Origin of the sequence: Blastomonas sp. AAP25 (genome assembly GCF_001295965.1) — a bacterium.
In the GTDB taxonomy this organism is placed as follows: domain Bacteria; phylum Pseudomonadota; class Alphaproteobacteria; order Sphingomonadales; family Sphingomonadaceae; genus Blastomonas; species Blastomonas fulva.
This window is the reverse complement of record NZ_LJHP01000020.1, coordinates 56290-72113: the sequence shown is the minus strand read 5'-3', so window position 1 is coordinate 72113 and position 15824 is coordinate 56290. Positions and strand designations below refer to the sequence as shown.

13 protein-coding genes are annotated in these 15824 nt (G+C 62.7%); 8 read left to right on the top strand and 5 right to left on the bottom strand.

What is annotated here, in order from left to right; all coding sequences use genetic code 11:
* Nucleotides 1-10 precede the first annotated feature (10 nt).
* The 4 genes from IP68_RS13475 to IP68_RS13460 all read right to left on the bottom strand — a co-directional run bounded on the left by IP68_RS13475 (nucleotide 11) and on the right by IP68_RS13460 (nucleotide 4755).
* Entirely contained in the window at nucleotides 11-1681 is a 1671-nt protein-coding gene (locus IP68_RS13475) for a class I adenylate-forming enzyme family protein (RefSeq protein WP_231683999.1), read from the bottom strand.
* Between the two features lie 111 nt (nucleotides 1682-1792).
* A complete protein-coding gene (locus IP68_RS13470) occupies nucleotides 1793-2572 on the bottom strand; it encodes an SDR family oxidoreductase (protein ID WP_054135518.1) in 780 nt (259 codons plus the stop codon).
* The gene (locus IP68_RS13465) at nucleotides 2569-3570 is read right to left on the bottom strand and encodes a zinc-binding dehydrogenase (RefSeq protein ID WP_054135517.1); all 1002 of its coding nucleotides are present in this window, start codon (nucleotides 3568-3570) and stop codon (nucleotides 2569-2571) included. Before IP68_RS13465 ends, IP68_RS13470 begins: the two co-directional genes overlap by 4 nt.
* Before the next feature lie 21 nt (nucleotides 3571-3591).
* Complete coding sequence (locus IP68_RS13460; RefSeq protein WP_054135516.1) at nucleotides 3592-4755, bottom strand: acyl-CoA dehydrogenase family protein; 1164 nt, start codon at nucleotides 4753-4755, stop codon at nucleotides 3592-3594.
* Nucleotides 4756-4962: 207 nt separating this feature from the next.
* Between IP68_RS13460 and IP68_RS13455 the strand changes: the two genes are divergently transcribed.
* From IP68_RS13455 to IP68_RS13420, 8 genes are all read left to right on the top strand, one after another.
* Nucleotides 4963-7644, top strand: coding sequence for a LuxR C-terminal-related transcriptional regulator (locus IP68_RS13455; RefSeq protein ID WP_231684046.1), 2682 nt, complete (start codon nucleotides 4963-4965; stop codon nucleotides 7642-7644).
* Nucleotides 7645-7748: 104 nt separating this feature from the next.
* Nucleotides 7749-8678, top strand: coding sequence for a 3-keto-5-aminohexanoate cleavage protein (locus tag IP68_RS13450; protein ID WP_054135515.1), 930 nt, complete (start codon nucleotides 7749-7751; stop codon nucleotides 8676-8678).
* A 77-nt stretch (nucleotides 8679-8755) separates the two neighbouring features.
* Nucleotides 8756-11074 carry a 5-amino-6-(D-ribitylamino)uracil--L-tyrosine 4-hydroxyphenyl transferase CofH gene (gene cofH, locus IP68_RS13445; RefSeq protein WP_054135514.1) on the top strand — a complete coding sequence of 773 codons (2319 nt, stop codon included), beginning with the start codon at nucleotides 8756-8758 and terminating at the stop codon, nucleotides 11072-11074.
* A 15-nt stretch (nucleotides 11075-11089) separates the two neighbouring features.
* Complete coding sequence (npdG, locus tag IP68_RS13440; RefSeq protein ID WP_054135513.1) at nucleotides 11090-11740, top strand: NADPH-dependent F420 reductase; 651 nt, start codon at nucleotides 11090-11092, stop codon at nucleotides 11738-11740.
* 7 nt (nucleotides 11741-11747) lie between these two features.
* Nucleotides 11748-12503 (top strand): coenzyme F420-0:L-glutamate ligase, encoded by a 756-nt coding sequence (cofE, locus tag IP68_RS13435; RefSeq protein ID WP_054135512.1) that lies wholly within the window; start codon nucleotides 11748-11750, stop codon nucleotides 12501-12503.
* Nucleotides 12500-13426 carry a 2-phospho-L-lactate transferase gene (gene cofD, locus IP68_RS13430; protein ID WP_054135511.1) on the top strand — a complete coding sequence of 309 codons (927 nt, stop codon included), beginning with the start codon at nucleotides 12500-12502 and terminating at the stop codon, nucleotides 13424-13426. Before cofE ends, cofD begins: the two co-directional genes overlap by 4 nt.
* On the top strand, nucleotides 13423-13986 hold the full coding sequence (locus tag IP68_RS13425) for a hypothetical protein (protein WP_069051910.1): 564 nt from the start codon (nucleotides 13423-13425) through the stop codon (nucleotides 13984-13986). The genes cofD and IP68_RS13425 overlap by 4 nt, the downstream gene beginning before the upstream one ends.
* 81 nt (nucleotides 13987-14067) lie before the next feature.
* Entirely contained in the window at nucleotides 14068-14988 is a 921-nt protein-coding gene (locus tag IP68_RS13420; RefSeq protein WP_054135509.1) for a TIGR03619 family F420-dependent LLM class oxidoreductase, read from the top strand.
* Between the two features lie 24 nt (nucleotides 14989-15012).
* Here IP68_RS13420 and IP68_RS13415 read toward each other — a convergent pair whose 3' ends face one another.
* On the bottom strand, nucleotides 15013-15822 hold the full coding sequence (locus IP68_RS13415; RefSeq protein ID WP_231683994.1) for an SDR family NAD(P)-dependent oxidoreductase: 810 nt from the start codon (nucleotides 15820-15822) through the stop codon (nucleotides 15013-15015).
* Between the last annotated feature and the right edge of the window lie 2 nt (nucleotides 15823-15824).

Sequence of the window (15824 nt, the reverse complement as noted above, 5' to 3'; positions counted from 1 at the left end):
GGGCATTCCTTCAGTCAGAAAGATCAAGTTCCGCCATCAATTGCTGGCGGAGCTTGAACTTCTGTATCTTGGAGGCCGACATCGGCCATTCGTCAACAAATCGGATGTGCCGGGGCACCTTGAATGAAGCGATGCGCGTGCGTGCAAAGGCGATCAGATCGTCGGCGCTGACATCGCATTTCCCTGAGAGTTCTATGAAGGCTGCCGGAATTTCTGCAAGCCTGGCGTCGGGCAGCCCGACCACCTGCGCCAGCTGGACACCCTCGTGCGCGGCGAGCACAGTCTCCACCTCGGCTGCGGCGACATTCTCGCCACCGACCTTGAGCATGTCCTTGAACCGACCGTGAAAGCGCAGATGGCCATGCGCATCGATCGAGCCGATGTCGCCGCTGCGATACCAGCCGTCGGGTCCGAGTGCCTCGGCGGTCTTGACCGGATCGCGGTAATAGCCGTCCAGCAAGCTGTAGCCCTTGATCCAGACCTCGCCGCGTTCGCCTGTCGGAAGCTCTTCACCGGTGGCCAGATCGACGATCTTCACTCTGACCCCAGCCATGGGGTAGCCCAGCGCCTGGAAGCCCAGTTCGGGTTCCATGTCGTAGCCGCCGGTCGAGACGATGCCGCTGGCCTCGGTCATGCCGAATGTGCCGACCTGCAGCGCATTGGGTGCCTTCTGGCGATAGGCATCGCCGACCCACCCGGGCATCTGGCTGAAACAGCTGTTCATCAGCCGGACCGAGGTCATGTCGGCAGCATCCCAGTCCGGGTGCGCAATCATCGCCTGATGGAAGGTCACGAACGGCAGGAACAGCATGCTGGCCTTCTCGGCCTGGATCTGGCGCAGGCTTTCGCCTGCATCGAAATGCGGCTGGCCGATAAAGGTCCCTCCGACGTCGATCGCGCCCAGCATGCCCAGCATCGCGGCGATATGGAACAGCGGCATTGGCGACCAGACCCGCTCATCCTCGCGGAAAGCCCAGCGATTGCGGGCCAGGTTGCTTGCCTCGCGGCAAATCGCCTCGTGGCTCAGCAGGCAGCCCTTTGGGTTTGCCGAAGTTCCCGAGGTGTAAAGAACCATGCAGGTATCACGCAGTCGGACGCTGAGCCTGGCGCTGTGGACGGCGCGTTCGTCTATCGTGGCTGCAACCGCATCGAACTGGGTCTGATCGATGAAACCACTGGCCTGCCTGTCGCCGAACAACACCAGATGCCGGAGCCGCGGGGCGGCTGCCATCGACAGTGTCAGTGGATCCCGGATCTCGTCCAGCGCTGGGAAGGCCTCGGTCAGGCGCGCGACGAAATCGACATGAGCGTCGGATTGGCTGTTGGTGAGGATCGCAACGAGATCGGCATTTTCAGCGACATAGGCAACTTCAGGCGCACGGTAACGGGCGTTCATCAGAACAGACACGCCGCCGACCATGGCCACCGCGAAAAGTGTTTCGATGAATTCTGCCCCTGAAGGCAGCAGGATGCCGACATGGTCGCCCGGTGCGATGCCCAGGCCGATGAGCCCGCGCGCGCGATGCAGGACCGATTGCACGACGGCATCATAGGTCTTGCGACCGGTCGGAAAGACCAATGCCTCCTTCTCCGGAGCCTTGTCCCACGCGTTGAGCAGCATGTCCGCCAGCGGACTGACGGAGATGCGCATCAAGGCAGGGTTTTCGCTGGTCGCAGTCAAGCTGTGTCTTTCCGTCGGATATCAGTTGGCAGGCTGTTGTCTGTTCACGTCTGGCGATTTGCCAGAAGCGTTCATCCTTTCAGACGATAGGTGGCTTTGGTTTTTCGGGCTTCAGCCGCAACCGATGATACCCCCGTCGACAGGGATTTCGACTCCGGTGACATAACCGCCCGCGCGCGAGGACAGGAACACGATGATGCCTGCGATCTCGTCGGCGCGGCCCATGCGCCGCATCGGTATCTTGGCGAGCAGTCCGGGGTCGACAGCATCGTCGTCCCGCATGTGCGCGGTCATGCTGGTAGGGAAATAGCCTGGCAGCACCGCATTGGCCGTGATGTGCCGATCGGCGAGGTCGCCTGCAAGGTCGCGCGTGAGCATGTGGATGGCCGCCTTGCTTGCCGCATAGCTGTAGGCGCTCAGCCCCTGCGCTGCCTTCCCGGCCACCGAGCCTATGTTGATGACGCGGGCTGGATCGTCGGCGCTGGCCGATGCGGTCAACTCGGGCAGAAGCTCGCGGACCAGCGTAAACGGCGCCTGGACGTTGACCGCCAGCACTCCGGGCCACGCCTTGTCGGGGAAGGAATCGATCGGCGCACCCCAGGTCTTGCCGGCATTGTTGACCAGAATATGGAGTTTTCCACCCGTCAGCGAACGGACCTTTGCCGCAAGATCAACCGCAGCCTCGGGCGAGGTCAGATCGGCCGGCAGGGCAATGCAATGCCCAAGCGCCGCCATCTCGGCTGCGGCTGCGGCGCAGATATCGGGCTTTCGCGATGTAATGATCACACTGGCACCGGCCCGCAACAGGCCCTCGGCAATCATCCGCCCCAGTCCCTGCGCGCCGCCGGTGACCAGCGCCCAGTGGCCGGTGAGTTCGAACAATCCGCTCATACCGTCACCACGACCTTGCCGAAGCTGTGCTGCTCTTCAAGGTAGAGCAACGCCTCGCGCGCTTGCGCCAGCGGGAAAGTTTGTTCGATAACCGGGGTGATCCGGTGTTCGCCGACAAAGGCCAGCATCTCGCCAAAATCCTGCAGATCGCCGACCTGGCTGCCCACGATGCTGGCGCTTTTTAAGAAGATGCCGGTTGCGGTAACCTCGAACTTGTCGCCCGCTGTCGATCCGTAGATCACGATCCGCGCGCCGGGATTGATGGCGCGGACATAATTGGCATAGCTGGGTGCCGGCGCACCATCGAGCACCACGTCGATGCCGCCGGTGAGTTTGCCGATCTGCTTGCGCCATTCCGGATCGGTGTAGAGCAGGCCGCCCGCCGCCCCCATTTCCATCGCCCTTGCCAGCACCGCTTCGCTCTCGCCGGTGACATAGGCCTTGGCCCCCAGCGCTACGGCAAATGCGAGCCCGAAGGTGGCAACCCCGCCGCCGATGCCGCTGATCAGCAAGGTTTCTCCGGCAGTCAACTGGCCCTTGAACATCAGCGCGCGCCACGCGGTCAGGCCGGTCAGCACGGTCGCTGCGGCCTGCTCCCAGGTCATGAACGCAGGTTTGGGGGCTACGTGCGCGGCAGGCACGCAGACATATTCGGCGATGGTGCCGGCATGGGGCATGCCGAGCAGTCCGAAGGCTGGGCTCGGCGCATGACGGTTTGTGCCCCAATCCATGCCCGGATAGATGACGACTTCGTCGCCGATGGCTACGTTCGACACCCCTTCTCCAAGCATGTCGACCACACCGGCACCATCACAGCCCATCGTGCATGGCAGGCTCATACCCGGGTACAAACCGCGCGCGATCCACATCTCGCGATGGTTGATCGAAGCCGCCTTGATAGCGACTCGGACCTCGCCGGTTCCGGGCAGCGGTGTTTCGACATCGGCGACCCGCACAGCCTGTGTGCCTTCGGTGGTTTCCTGCAAAAGGGCTTTCATCTGTTTTTCTTTCCTGGAGATTCAGAACGATCGCGGAAGGCCGAGTGCCTCGGCGATTCCGTTTCTGACCATTTCGTTGGTGACCGGGCCGATCCGCCACAACCGGCTGTCGCGCCAGTACCGCTGCATGTCGGTCTCGGCCGAATAGCCCATGCCGCCCAGGATCTGGATACCCATGTCGGCGGCTTTGTTGGCGTTTTCAGAGGCAAACAGCTTGAGCATGTTCGCCTCGTTGCCGACGTTCTCGCCGCGCACCTGTTTCGCGGCGCAATGGTGGAGCAGCAACTCGGTGGTCTGCTGCATCGTGGCGATGTCAGCGATGTAGTGCTGCAGAATCTGGAACTGGCCGATGTATTTGCCGAAGGCCTTGCGCTGCATGACATAGGCAAGCGCATCTTCCAGAATGCCGTCGATCACCCCCAGGCAAAATGCGCCGACCATGATGCGCTCGTTGTTGAGCGTCGGCAACAGCGTGTGCCAGGCCCGGTTCGGTTCCGCCAGAACATCGGCATCGGCGACGAACACGTTGTCGAAAACAACCGTGCAGCTGCCCATCGAACGCATGCCGAGTTTTGCCAGCGGGGTGATCTTGATCCCCTCGCTTTTGGCCGGCACCCAGAAGAGGGTCAGGCCCTGATGCTTTTTCTCGACGTTGCTGTCGGTCCGCGCGATACACAGCAGGTAGTCTGCGACATGCGCAGAACTGCTCCAGATCTTTTCACCGTTGATCACCCAGCCGCCATCGGCTTTTTCTGCCTTGGTCGTCATGCCGCCGAGCAGATCAGTGCCGCCGCCTGGTTCGGTGAACGAGATCGCAGCTTTCAGCCTGCCAGCCGCAATTTCGGGAAGATACTTCGCCTGTTGCTCGGGCGTACCGTAAAGCCCGATCGACTTTGATCCGGCAAACGAGGTGATGCCCCATATCCATGCGAGACCACCGAGCGAACGCGCAAGTTCGCGCGCCAGCAGCATCTGCATCAGCACATCGCCGCCCTGGCCCCCAAAGTCCTCGGAAATTCCGACCCCGTGAAAGCCGGCATCGCTGAACTTGTCCCACAAGGCATGGGGATAATTGTGTTCGTCGGCTTCAAGCTGACGCGCCCAGGCCTTCGGGCATTCTGTATCGACCCAACGGCGAACCATGTCGCGAAATGCGCGGTGCTCTTCGGGCAGTTCAAAATCCATTCTCGGGCACCCTCACATCCGCTCAGGTCGATATTGCGCCTGCGTTGCCACGATGGATTGGATAGGGGATTGGCGCTAGCCACCTATCTACGGGTAGGAATTGATGCTTGCACTCGTGCTTTTAGTGGCCGATAAACAAGGTGTTGGACACGAGAGCAGTTTGCAAACTTCCCGGTCCCCTAGGCAAAGAGGATGTCTGTAATGGGTGTGGTATTGACCACGATCATGCCGCCGCGCGCGGCCCACCGCTATGTCGAGCGCGGGACGATCGAAACGCTGTCTCAAAGTGTCGCGAATGCGCGGGTCGTGACGGTCAGCAGCCCGGCAGGGTTCGGAAAGACCACAGCCATGCTGCGCTGGGCGGACATTCTGAAAGAAGACGGGCGACCGGTTCTCTGGATTGCGGCGCGAGCCGGTGTGGATTCGCTCGACACTTTTCTCGAGGCGCTGCAGATGGCCTGTATTGGTGCCGGGCTGGACGCGGAAAAATTCAACGCCGGACTGACCCCGCGGAGCTGGCTGGCGATGCTGTCGGTTCAGTCGGGCCCCCGGCCGGTACTTTTTATCGACGACGCGCAGTTGCTCACCGGTGATGTGCGCGACTTTATTGGCCAATTGATTTCGAGCGCGCGAGATTCCCTTACGACAGTAATTGCCTCGCGCGGTGAAAGCGGGATCAATCTCGCCAGAATGCGCTCGCTCGGTCACCTTGCCGAAGTCACCGTTCGCCACCTCAGCCTGGACCATGATGAGGCTATGCGGCTGATCCAGCAGGAGTGCGAGACGGCCATTCCGGCAGGTGAAATGCAACGGATGATCGCGGACAGCCAAGGGTGGGCGGCTGGCCTGGTGCTCGCCGTCAACGCATGGCGGCGAGACCAGGAAGAGGATTACAGTGCACAGCGCAGTACAACCGGGCTTCGCAACGAGTTTGCGAGCTACTTCCACGAGGAGGTGATCGAAGGCCTGCCCCAGGGATTGCGCGACTTTATCGTTGATACGTCAATCCTGGAAGAACTCAGCCCTTCAGCGTGTGCCGCGGTGGTTAACAAGGACAATGCACGGACCATGCTCGAAGAGGTGTTCGAGCGCGGGCTATTTCTGGCCGATCTCGACCGAGAGCAAAGCCGCTATCGCTACTATACCATGTTCAGGGAGATGGTGCAGGGCCGGTTGATGATGCGTGCCCCGGAACGCGCGGCCGAACTGCATCGCCGGGCCAGCCGCTATTACGTCTCCATCGACAATTACGAGCGGGCGGTCGACCATGCGATGCAGAGCAAGGACCCAGCGTTTCTGGGCGCGCAGCTGGACCAGCTGGCCGAGCCGATGACCTATGGCGGCTTGCTGTACAGGGTCGATGAACTGGCCAGCGATTTGCCTTGGGAAGTGGTGCAGAATTGCCCCTCCCTGCTGCTTGCCATGTCGTGGCGTCGCAGCCGGCGGCTGGCGTTCAAATCGTCGGAGCGCCTGATTGAGGCCGCCGAAGCGGCGATTGCGACCAAGGTCGAGCGCGGCGAGATGGACGATTATGCTGCCAGGCAGATGGGCTGCCGGGTCAGGCACCGCAAAATTATGCTCGAGGCCGCCCGCGACAACATGCACTATGTCGAGCGGGAGTCCGAGGCATTGCTCGATGATCTGGGGGATGATCACCCCTATCTGAGCTGCACGTTGCTGGCACAGCTGCTGTCCGCGCGCCGGGAGCTCTATCATTTCCACGATATGCTGCGGCTTGAAGCGGAACTGCGCAAGGCGCTGGGACGACCAGGATCGGATTTTGCCTCCATCGCACTGAAATCATCTGTCGCACCGACATTGGTGGCACAGGGCAAGACGCAGATGGCGCGCCAGTTCCTGACCGAGGCCCACAGTCTGGCTACCGGGATGGACGGCCATATCTCTGGGCTCGCTGCGCTCCCGGCATTGCCGCTTGCTGAATTGCATTACGAATGTGGCGAGCTGGAATCGGCAGCGCGTCTGGTCGAGGATCATCTGCCATCGATCCGGCAATGGGGCTTCGTTGATCAACTGGCGTCGGGGTTTCTGGTCCGCGCGCGCCTGGCCGCTGCACACGGTGATCTCGCCAGCGCGCTTTCGGGGCTCGAAGAGGCGCAGCTGGTTGCTATCGAATGCGGGCTCGACCGCTTGCGCGCGCTGGTTCTATCCGAACAGGTGCGGATGCTGGTCAAGGCCGGGCAGCTGGAACAGGCCGAGCAATTGTTTCACTCCAGCGATCTGAGCGGAGAGGGCGAACCCGTGCCGACCCTCAATCCGACGCGGCTCAACGAATGGATGGCCATCGCCTGGCTGCGGCTCGAAATGCAACGGTTTCGGCTGGTCCGATCGCGCAAGATTGCCAAACGCTGGCTCGAATTCGTCCGCAAGCGCGGGGCGGTTCGGTCCGCCGTGACATTCGAACTGCTTCTCGCGGAGATAGCGGTTCTTTCGGGCAATCGCTCGGAAGCGCGGCGTTCGGTTCGGTCAGCAGTGGAACTTGCAGAGCCTGGCGGGTGGCTTCGTCCGTTTGTTGACGAAGGCGAGGCCATTGCATCGCTGCTGATCGAATCCTACGCCAATGGGCCGGTGCTCGACACTCCAGTCGATCGGTTTGCGGGGCGGCTGGTGTCGGCTTTGCGCGGCACGCCGCATATCAGCGAGGACGACGCTGAGGACGATGACTTCGGCATGGGCAGCGGCCTGTCGCTGCGCGAGGTGGAAATCCTGACGATGGTCAGCGGCGGTCTGCGCAACCGCGAAATCGGCGACAGGCTCGGCCTGACCGAAGGCACGGTCAAATGGTATATGCAGCAAATCTACGACAAATTGGGCGTAAGGCGTCGTCCGCAGGCGGCAATCCGGGCACGCCAACTGGGAATTCTGCCCTGACACCAATCGGCGAACTGCTGCGCCAACCTATCGAAGGGAAGATTGGTGCAGCGGGTTTGCCCGCTAGAAATGCCTCAAAGCCAAAGCGATAGCGGGAGAAGCATGTGGCAAAAGGCAAGGTGATCATCAGTTGTGCCGTGACAGGGGCGATCCATACCCCCTCAATGTCGCCATTCTTGCCGATAACTGCAGAGGAAATCGCCGAAGCATCGATCGGTGCAGCCGAGGCCGGGGCTGCAATCATTCATCTTCACGCGCGCAATCCGGTTGATGGCCGTCCCGACCAGGACCCCGATCTGTTCGAACCCTTTCTCAAGGTCATCAAGCAGCGGTGTGATGCGGTCATCAATCTGACGACCGGGGGCCACCCTGCGATGACGCTGCAGGAGCGGCTACGCCCCGCTACCCGCTTCCAGCCGGAGGTCGCTTCGCTCAACATGGGAACGATGGGCTTTGGGCTGTTTCCCATGCTGGATCGGTACAAGGACTGGAAGCACGATTGGGAGCCCGCCACGCTTGAAGGTTCGCGCGATCTGGTTTTCAAGAACACCTTCAAGGATATCGAGGATCTTCTGAACCTGCTTTCGCCGAATGGCACCCGGTTCGAATTCGAATGCTACGATACCAGTCATCTCTACAATCTGGCCCATTTTCTGGACCGTGGGCTGGTCAAGGCACCGTTGTTCATCCAGACCTGCTTCGGCATCTTGGGCGGAATCGGATCGCACCCCGACGATGTGATGCACATGAAGCGGACCGCCGACCGGCTGTTTGGCGACCAGTACGAGTGGTCGGTGCTGGGGGCCGGTGCACGGCAGATGAGCATCGTGGCAATGGCGGCATCGATGGGCGGCAATGTCCGCGTCGGGCTTGAAGATTCGCTCTGGGCCGGGCGTGCCAAGCTGGCCGAGACCAACGCGCAGCAGGTCAGGATGGCGCGCGAGATCATCGAGAATATGGGTCTTTCAGTGGCCACCCCCGACGAAGCGCGCGCAATATTGCATCTCAAGGGCGCCGACCGCACGGCGATTTGACCCTCGTGCGCACTCGCGAGCAGTTTACGGTTACCAATCACGACCCGCTGGCCGCCGGAAAGGCAGTTTGAACGCAGATGACCTCCCCATGGAACCCCGACGAAGCCCGCGAATGGATGGCCTGGCTGCAGGCGATGCCGCCGGGCGAGCTGTTCAACCGGGCCGAGGCGATGACGCTGGCGGGGCAGGGCACCGTGTGTACCTATTCGCGCAAGGTCTTCATTCCGCTCACCAAATTGTGCCGGGATGTCTGTCACTACTGCACGTTTGCGCAGCGCCCTTCGCAGCTGGCAGCCCCTTTTCTGGACCTTTCACAGGTGCTGGACATAGCTCGCGCGGGTGAGGCTGCCGGGTGCCGCGAGGCGCTGTTCACGCTTGGCGACCGGCCCGAAGCCCGCTTCGCTGTGGCGCGACGCTGGCTGGCGGATCGCGGTTACGCCACCACGCTTGAGTATCTTGCCGATGCAGCGGCACTGGTGCTGAAGGAGACCGGCCTGCTGCCGCATCTCAACCCAGGGCTGATGGCGGCGCAGGACTATGCGGTCCTGCGACCACTTTCGGCGTCGATGGGGCTGATGCTGGAAAGCGCATCCGACAGACTGTGCGGCAAGGGCATGGCGCATTTCGGTTCGCCCGACAAACGTCCGGCGGCGCGGTTGCAGTCGATCCGGCTTGCCGGAGAGGCGAGCGTCCCGTTTACCACCGGCCTGCTGATCGGCATCGGTGAAACCCGGCAAGAGCGCATCGAGGCACTGCTTGCGATCCGCGACCTGCATGCGCGCTATGGTCATATTCAGGAGGTCATCATCCAGAACTTCCGCGCCAAGCCAGGGACGCGGATGGTCGGGGCTGCCGAGCCATCGCTGGATGATCACCGTTGGACGATTGCTGCCGCGCGGCTGTTGCTGGGGCCGCAGATGACAATCCAGGCGCCGCCCAATCTGCGTGCGGGCGAACTGTCCGATCTGATCGGTGCGGGCGTCAACGACTGGGGCGGGGTCTCTCCCGTCACGCCGGACCATGTCAATCCCGAAGCCCCATGGCCACATCTCGAGCAGCTAGAGACGCAGACCGAAGCGGCAGGCCGCCACCTGCGCCAGCGGCTGGCGATCGGACCTGGCCATGTGCGCGATCTGACGCGGTGGGTGGACCCAGCGCTGCAGACCGCGATCCGCCGTGCGGTGGATACGCGCGGGCTGGTGCGCGAGACGCAATGGCACGCGGGAACCGGCGACGAAGTCCCCGATGCGATGCCATCTTTGGTCACCGGGCGCGACCCCAAGATCGTCGTGGCGCTGGGCCGGGTGGAACAGGGCGAGGAGCTGGACAAGGTGCAGATCGCCCGGCTGTTCACCGCCGAAGGCCGCGATTTCGACCATGTGCGTAGCTTTGCCGATGAACTGCGCAGGGACCGGGTCGGTGATACAATCACCCATGTCGTCAACCGCAACATCAACTACACCAATATCTGCCTTTATCGCTGCGGCTTCTGCGCCTTTTCGAAGGGCAGCACCCGGCGCGAGCGCGGACCAGCCTACAACATAGACCATGCAGAGATCGCACGGCGCACCCGCGAGGCGTGGGATCGCGGTGCCACCGAGGTGTGCCTGCAGGGCGGAATCCATCCCAGCTATGACGGTAACACCTATCGTGGCATCGTCGAGGCGGTGAAGGCGGCCGTGCCGCAAATGCATGTTCATGCGTTTTCACCACTCGAGGTCCACCATGGTGCCACGACTCTCGGGATGAGCTACAAGGCGTATCTCGCGGATCTCAAGGCAGCAGGGCTGGCGACGTTGCCAGGAACCGCAGCGGAAATACTCTCTGACGACGTCCGCGCGATCATTTGTGCCGACAAGGTGGATACCGCCCAGTGGCTTGGCGTAATGCGCGCAGCGCACGCGGTGGGCCTCAAGTCCACCGCGACGATCATGTTCGGGCATGTCGAAACCTATGAGCACTGGGCCGAGCACCTGTTGCAGGTGAGGACCTTGCAGCGCGAAACCAGCGGGTTTACCGAGTTTGTCCCGCTGCCGTTCGTGCACATGGAAGCGCCCAACTGGCGGCGCGGCGAAACCCGATCCGGCCCGACCTGGCGCGAGGCGGTGCTGATGCATGCGGTGGCACGGATCGCGCTCGATGGGGCGATTCCCAATATCCAGACGAGCTGGGTGAAGCTGGGTCCCGATGGCGCGGCCGCGATGCTGCAATCGGGTGCCAATGATCTGGGCGGGACGCTGATGGACGAATCGATCACGCGCGCCGCCGGAGGACAAAACGGCCAGATCTTCGATGTCCCGCAGATGCAGGCACTGGCAGCCCGGCTCGGACGCCCCCTTCGCCAACGCGAAACGATTTATGGCCAGCCCATTGGGCAGATGGCCTATGCAGACTAACGACAGGACAGCAGCATGAACACGACCATCGCCATTATCGGCGGAACAGGAAATCTCGGCAGCGCACTCGCATGGCGACTGGCCCGCGCCGGCAAGGACGTCGTGATAGGCTCGCGCACCGCGCAATCTGCGGCTGACAAGGCCGCAGAGCTTGGCCATGGCCTGCGCGGGATGAGCAATGCCGATGCCGCTGCCGCTGCCGGGATCGTAATGGTGACGGTGCCCTTTGCCGCGCAGGCGCAGACGCTTGCCGAAATCGCGCCGAATGTTGCCGGCAAGATCGTGGTCGATACCACCGTGCCCCTGATGCCGCCAAAGGTCATGCGCGTTCAGTTGCCCGCCGAAGGATCGGCAGCTGCCTGCGCAGCGGCGGTGCTGGGCGACGGCGTGCGCCTGGTGTCGGGATTTCACAATGTCGCCGCGCATAAGCTGGCGCAGGACATTGACGTAGCTTGCGACATTCTGGTGTTCGGTGACGACAAGGCCGCCCGGGCCGAAGTGGTTGCGTTGGCAGATGCCATCGGCCTGCGCGGTATCCACGCCGGAGCATTGGTCAATGCGGCGGCGGCCGAGGCGATGACCTCGCTGCTGATCTTCATCAACAAGAACTATCGCGTCGATGGCGCCGGCATCCGCATCACCGGCGAGCTTCAGCCGTTCGCATGAGCCAGCGATGATCCAGATCCTACCGCTGGAAGGCCTGCCTGAAATCGCGGCGGGCGATGATCTGTCCCGGCGGCTGGCGGCGCTGCTGCATGCAGGTCCAGTGCATCTGCTGCCGGATGACGTGCTGGTCGTGACGCAGAAAATCGTCTCCAAGGCGGAAGACCGTTTCGTCGATCTGGCTGGCATCAGCCCTTCATCAGAGGCGATCACGCTGGGGCTTGAGGTCAACAAGCCTGCCGCGCTGGTCGAGGTGGTGCTGAGCGAATCGTCGGCCATCGTCCGCAAGGCACCCAATGTGCTGATCACTCGGCACCGGCTGGGGCATGTTATGGCCAATGCCGGGATCGATGCCTCCAACATCGGCAGCTGCAACAGCAGCAAGGTCCTGCTTCTGCCAGTCGATCCGGATGCTAGCGCTCAGCGGATATCGGATGCCTGCCAGGATGTTTTCGGATTTGCTCCCGGCGTCATCATTTCAGACAGCTTCGGGCGACCCTGGCGACTGGGCACCGTCAACGTCGCGATCGGGGTCGCCGGAATGGCTGCGATGCTCGACATGCGCGGCACACCCGATCGCGATGGGCGGACCATGGAGGTGACCCATATCGCCTTTGCCGACGCAGTGGCGGCGTCTGCGGGTCTGGCGATGGGCGAGGGCGCAGAAGGCATCCCGGCCTGCATCGTGCGCGGACTGAAGGTTCCACACGATGCGCGCGGGAGCAATACGATCCTGCGTCCGCAAGCCGAGGACCTGTTCCAATGAGCGCGCGCTACACTGTGCTGACGGGGGGAGTGGGGGGCGCGAAGCTGGTCAATGGCCTGTATCGCATACTCCCGCCGCACAGCTTGACGGCGATCGTCAACACTGGCGACGATTTCCGACATTACGGCCTGCCGGTATCGCCCGATATCGATACGCTGCTCTACACGCTTTCGGGGCGGTCAAACCAGACTCTGGGCTGGGGCCGCGAGGGCGAGACGTGGAACTTCATGGCAGCGCTGACTTCGCTGGGCGGCGAGAACTGGTTCAACCTTGGCGATGGTGATCTGGCGCTGCATGTGCTGCGCGGACACGCGCTGGCATCAGGGGAAACGCTGACGTCCATCATCGCCAGCTTCGCAGCAGCATGGAATCTGGCGCTGACCATCCTGCCAATGACCGACGATGCCGTTGCCACCTTCGTCGATACCGATGAAGGTCTGCTGTCGTTTCAGCGATATTTTGTCGAGCGGCGATGCGAACCCAGGCTGCTCTCGGTCCAGTTCGATGGCGCGCAAGCTGCTGCTGCCGCACCGGGGGTGGTCGAGGCGATCATGACCAGCGATGCGGTGCTGGTTGCACCGTCCAACCCTTGGCTCAGCGTCGATCCCCTGCTGGCCATCCCGGCGATCCGCGCGGCGCTGGTAGCAACCCCGGCGCCGGTCGTGGCGGTTTCGCCGCTGGTCGGTGGTACGGCGGTCAAGGGGCCGACCGCCAAGCTGATGGCCGAACTCGGGCTTGCTATCACCAACCACACGATCGCTGGGCATTATGGCAGTTGGCTCGACGCGCTGCTCATCCACGGCGATGACGATGCCCCCGCCGGTGTCGCGCATGCGCGCACCGATACGCTGATGCATACCGCCGATGACCGCATCCGCGTGGCCCGCGCCGCGCTGGCGCTGGCCGAAGGATGCTCCGGATGACAGCATGGCGCATATGTGTGCCGATCAAGCAGGGTCTCGACTGCAAATCGCGTCTGGGTGGCGTGCTTGACGAAACGGCACGCACTGGGCTGGCGCGACGGATGGCGGGGCATGTGCTGGCCGTGCTGCAGGACCGTTTCGAGTCCGAACAGATCACTATTCTTTCACTGACACGGCCCGAAGGCTGGGCGCACGGATGGATGCGCGATCAGGGGCGCGGCCTCAATCCCGAGCTGGGCGCCTGGCGGGCCGCACAGGGTGATACGCCGGTTCTGATTCTGCATGCCGATCTGCCGTTGCTGGACGTAGAGGATATCGATGCCTTGCTTGCGTTGGCTGCCGGAGGCGTTGCGCTGGCCACCGACCGGGCAGGGCAGGGCAGCAATGCGCTTGCCATTGCCGATGGCCGGCCGTTCGACATGCGCTTCGGCGCCCGCAGCCGTGCCCGGCATTGCGCCCAATATCCCGACATCAACGTGATCGAGCGAGAAGGCCTGATGGCCGATCTTGATACCCCCGATGATGCCCGATACATCCGTGCGCGCGGATTTGCCGTCTGATCGTCCTGCCCTTGGGAAGGTTCGATCCGGCGGCGCAGCCCGCACAAGCCGGTCGTCATCTCGAACAGGGGAAAGCTGGCAATGAAGCTGAACATCGGTGTGCCAAACAGCATGAAGGTTGCCGCCATGGTCCAGCCCTGGGAGGGTGCGTTGACCGGAGCTGACGTCGGGCGGCTGATGGCGGCGGCAGACGCGCTGGGGTTCAACAAATGCATGCTCGGCGAGCATTTCATCATCCCCAAAGAGCATATCGCGCTGTCGGGCGACTGGTATTTCCACACCGTCGTGGCGCTGGGGTATATCGGCGGGCAGACGCGCAACCTGCGGCTGTCTTCCTCCGTCACGATCCTGCCGCTCCAGAACCCCATCGTGCAGGCAAAGGGCTGGTCGACACTCGACTGGCTGACCGGCGGCCGCGCCGAGGCTTTGTTCGGCGTCGGTTGGCTGAAAGAGGAGTTCGACATGCTTGGCGTGGATTTCCACAGGCGCGGCAAGATGGCGGATGAGTATGTCGCAGCGATGATCGCGCTGTGGACCATGGATGAGCCGGAATTCGAAGGCGAATTCGTCAATTTCAGCAACTGCGGCTTTGCGCCCAAGCCCGTCCAGAAGCCGGCCGTGCCGATCTGGTTCGGCGGCGATGCTCCGGCGGTACAAAAGCGGGTGGCCAAGTTCGGCAATGGCTGGTCGCCGTTTCGCACCCCGCCGGAGACTTTTCCCGCGTGTATCGATTTCATCAAGTCGCAGCCCGAATATGACGGGCGCCCGATCGACGTATTCTTTGCGCTAGAAATGCTCAACGTGGGCGCGCATCACGAGATTCTCGACGATCCCCGGGCACCTGGAACGGCCGACAAGCAGAAGATCCTCGATCAGATCGGCTGGCTGGCCCAGCTGGGCATTACCGAGACCATCGTGCCGTTGCCCCCCGGCATCCAGGACAGCCAGGCTTGGCTCGACCGCCAGCAATGGGTAGCCGAGGAGATCATGCCGCTGGTGTGAACCTGCGGCATGATCCTGCCTGATCTACGCCGAGCCCATCATGTCGATCATGTCGGCATAATGCGGCTGATGGTGGCAGATGCCGCCATCGACAGAGATGATCTGGCCGGTGACAAAGCCGGCAAGGTCTGACGCCAACCACAGGACCGCGCCTGCAATGTCATCGGCGACGCTCTCGCGCGGCAGCAGTACATGCCGCTGGATCATTCCAAGCTGGGCCTCGCTCATCTGCGCGCGGGCGACAGGGCTGAGCACCAGCCCGGGCAGCACGGCATTGCAGCGGATGCCCAGCCGCCCGAACTGCGCCGCCGTATTGCGGGTAAGCGCATTCACGGCCGCCTTGGAAGCGCTGTAGGCCGGGTTGAGTACGTCGCCGAGCAACGAGACCCCTGAGCCGGTGTTGATGATCGACCCACCGCCAGCAGCGATCATCGCCGGCACCGCGTGCTTTGTCATCAGCATGGTGCCGCGCACATTGACGTCGAAGGCAGCATCCCAGACCGCGCTTTCCATCGCCGTGATCGCCCCGTCGCGCATCATCTGCGCCGCTGCCGTGTTGGCGGCATTGTTGTGCAGAATGTCGATCCGGCCGAATTGGCTGGTCACCGTTTGAATCAGTGTCGCAATGCTGTCTTCGTCTGCAATATCCACAGACTGCGCCACCGCCTTGCCCCCGCCCGAGCAAATGTCGTTCGCCACCTGTCTCGCGCCATCGGCGTTGACATCGGCAATGACGACCTGCGCCCCATGCGCTGCCAGCATCCTGGCACAGGCCTCGCCGATATTGGCGCCGCCGCCCGTGACGATCGCGATTTTTCCTTCAACCAGTCCCATGC

What these genes read in the sequence shown, in the direction of transcription:
- IP68_RS13470 (WP_054135518.1), bottom strand. Translation starts at nt 2,572, where the DNA reads ATGAGCGGATTGTTCGAACTCACCGGCCACTGGGCGCTGGTCACCGGC.
- IP68_RS13465 (WP_054135517.1), bottom strand. Translation starts at nt 3,570, where the DNA reads ATGAAAGCCCTTTTGCAGGAAACCACCGAAGGCACACAGGCTGTGCGG.
- IP68_RS13460 (WP_054135516.1), bottom strand. Translation starts at nt 4,755, where the DNA reads ATGGATTTTGAACTGCCCGAAGAGCACCGCGCATTTCGCGACATGGTT.
- cofH (WP_054135514.1), top strand. Translation starts at nt 8,756, where the DNA reads ATGACCTCCCCATGGAACCCCGACGAAGCCCGCGAATGGATGGCCTGG.
- npdG (WP_054135513.1), top strand. Translation starts at nt 11,090, where the DNA reads ATGAACACGACCATCGCCATTATCGGCGGAACAGGAAATCTCGGCAGC.
- cofE (WP_054135512.1), top strand. Translation starts at nt 11,748, where the DNA reads ATGATCCAGATCCTACCGCTGGAAGGCCTGCCTGAAATCGCGGCGGGC.
- cofD (WP_054135511.1), top strand. Translation starts at nt 12,500, where the DNA reads ATGAGCGCGCGCTACACTGTGCTGACGGGGGGAGTGGGGGGCGCGAAG.
- IP68_RS13425 (WP_069051910.1), top strand. Translation starts at nt 13,423, where the DNA reads ATGACAGCATGGCGCATATGTGTGCCGATCAAGCAGGGTCTCGACTGC.
- IP68_RS13420 (WP_054135509.1), top strand. Translation starts at nt 14,068, where the DNA reads ATGAAGCTGAACATCGGTGTGCCAAACAGCATGAAGGTTGCCGCCATG.
- IP68_RS13415 (WP_231683994.1), bottom strand. Translation starts at nt 15,822, where the DNA reads ATGGGACTGGTTGAAGGAAAAATCGCGATCGTCACGGGCGGCGGCGCC.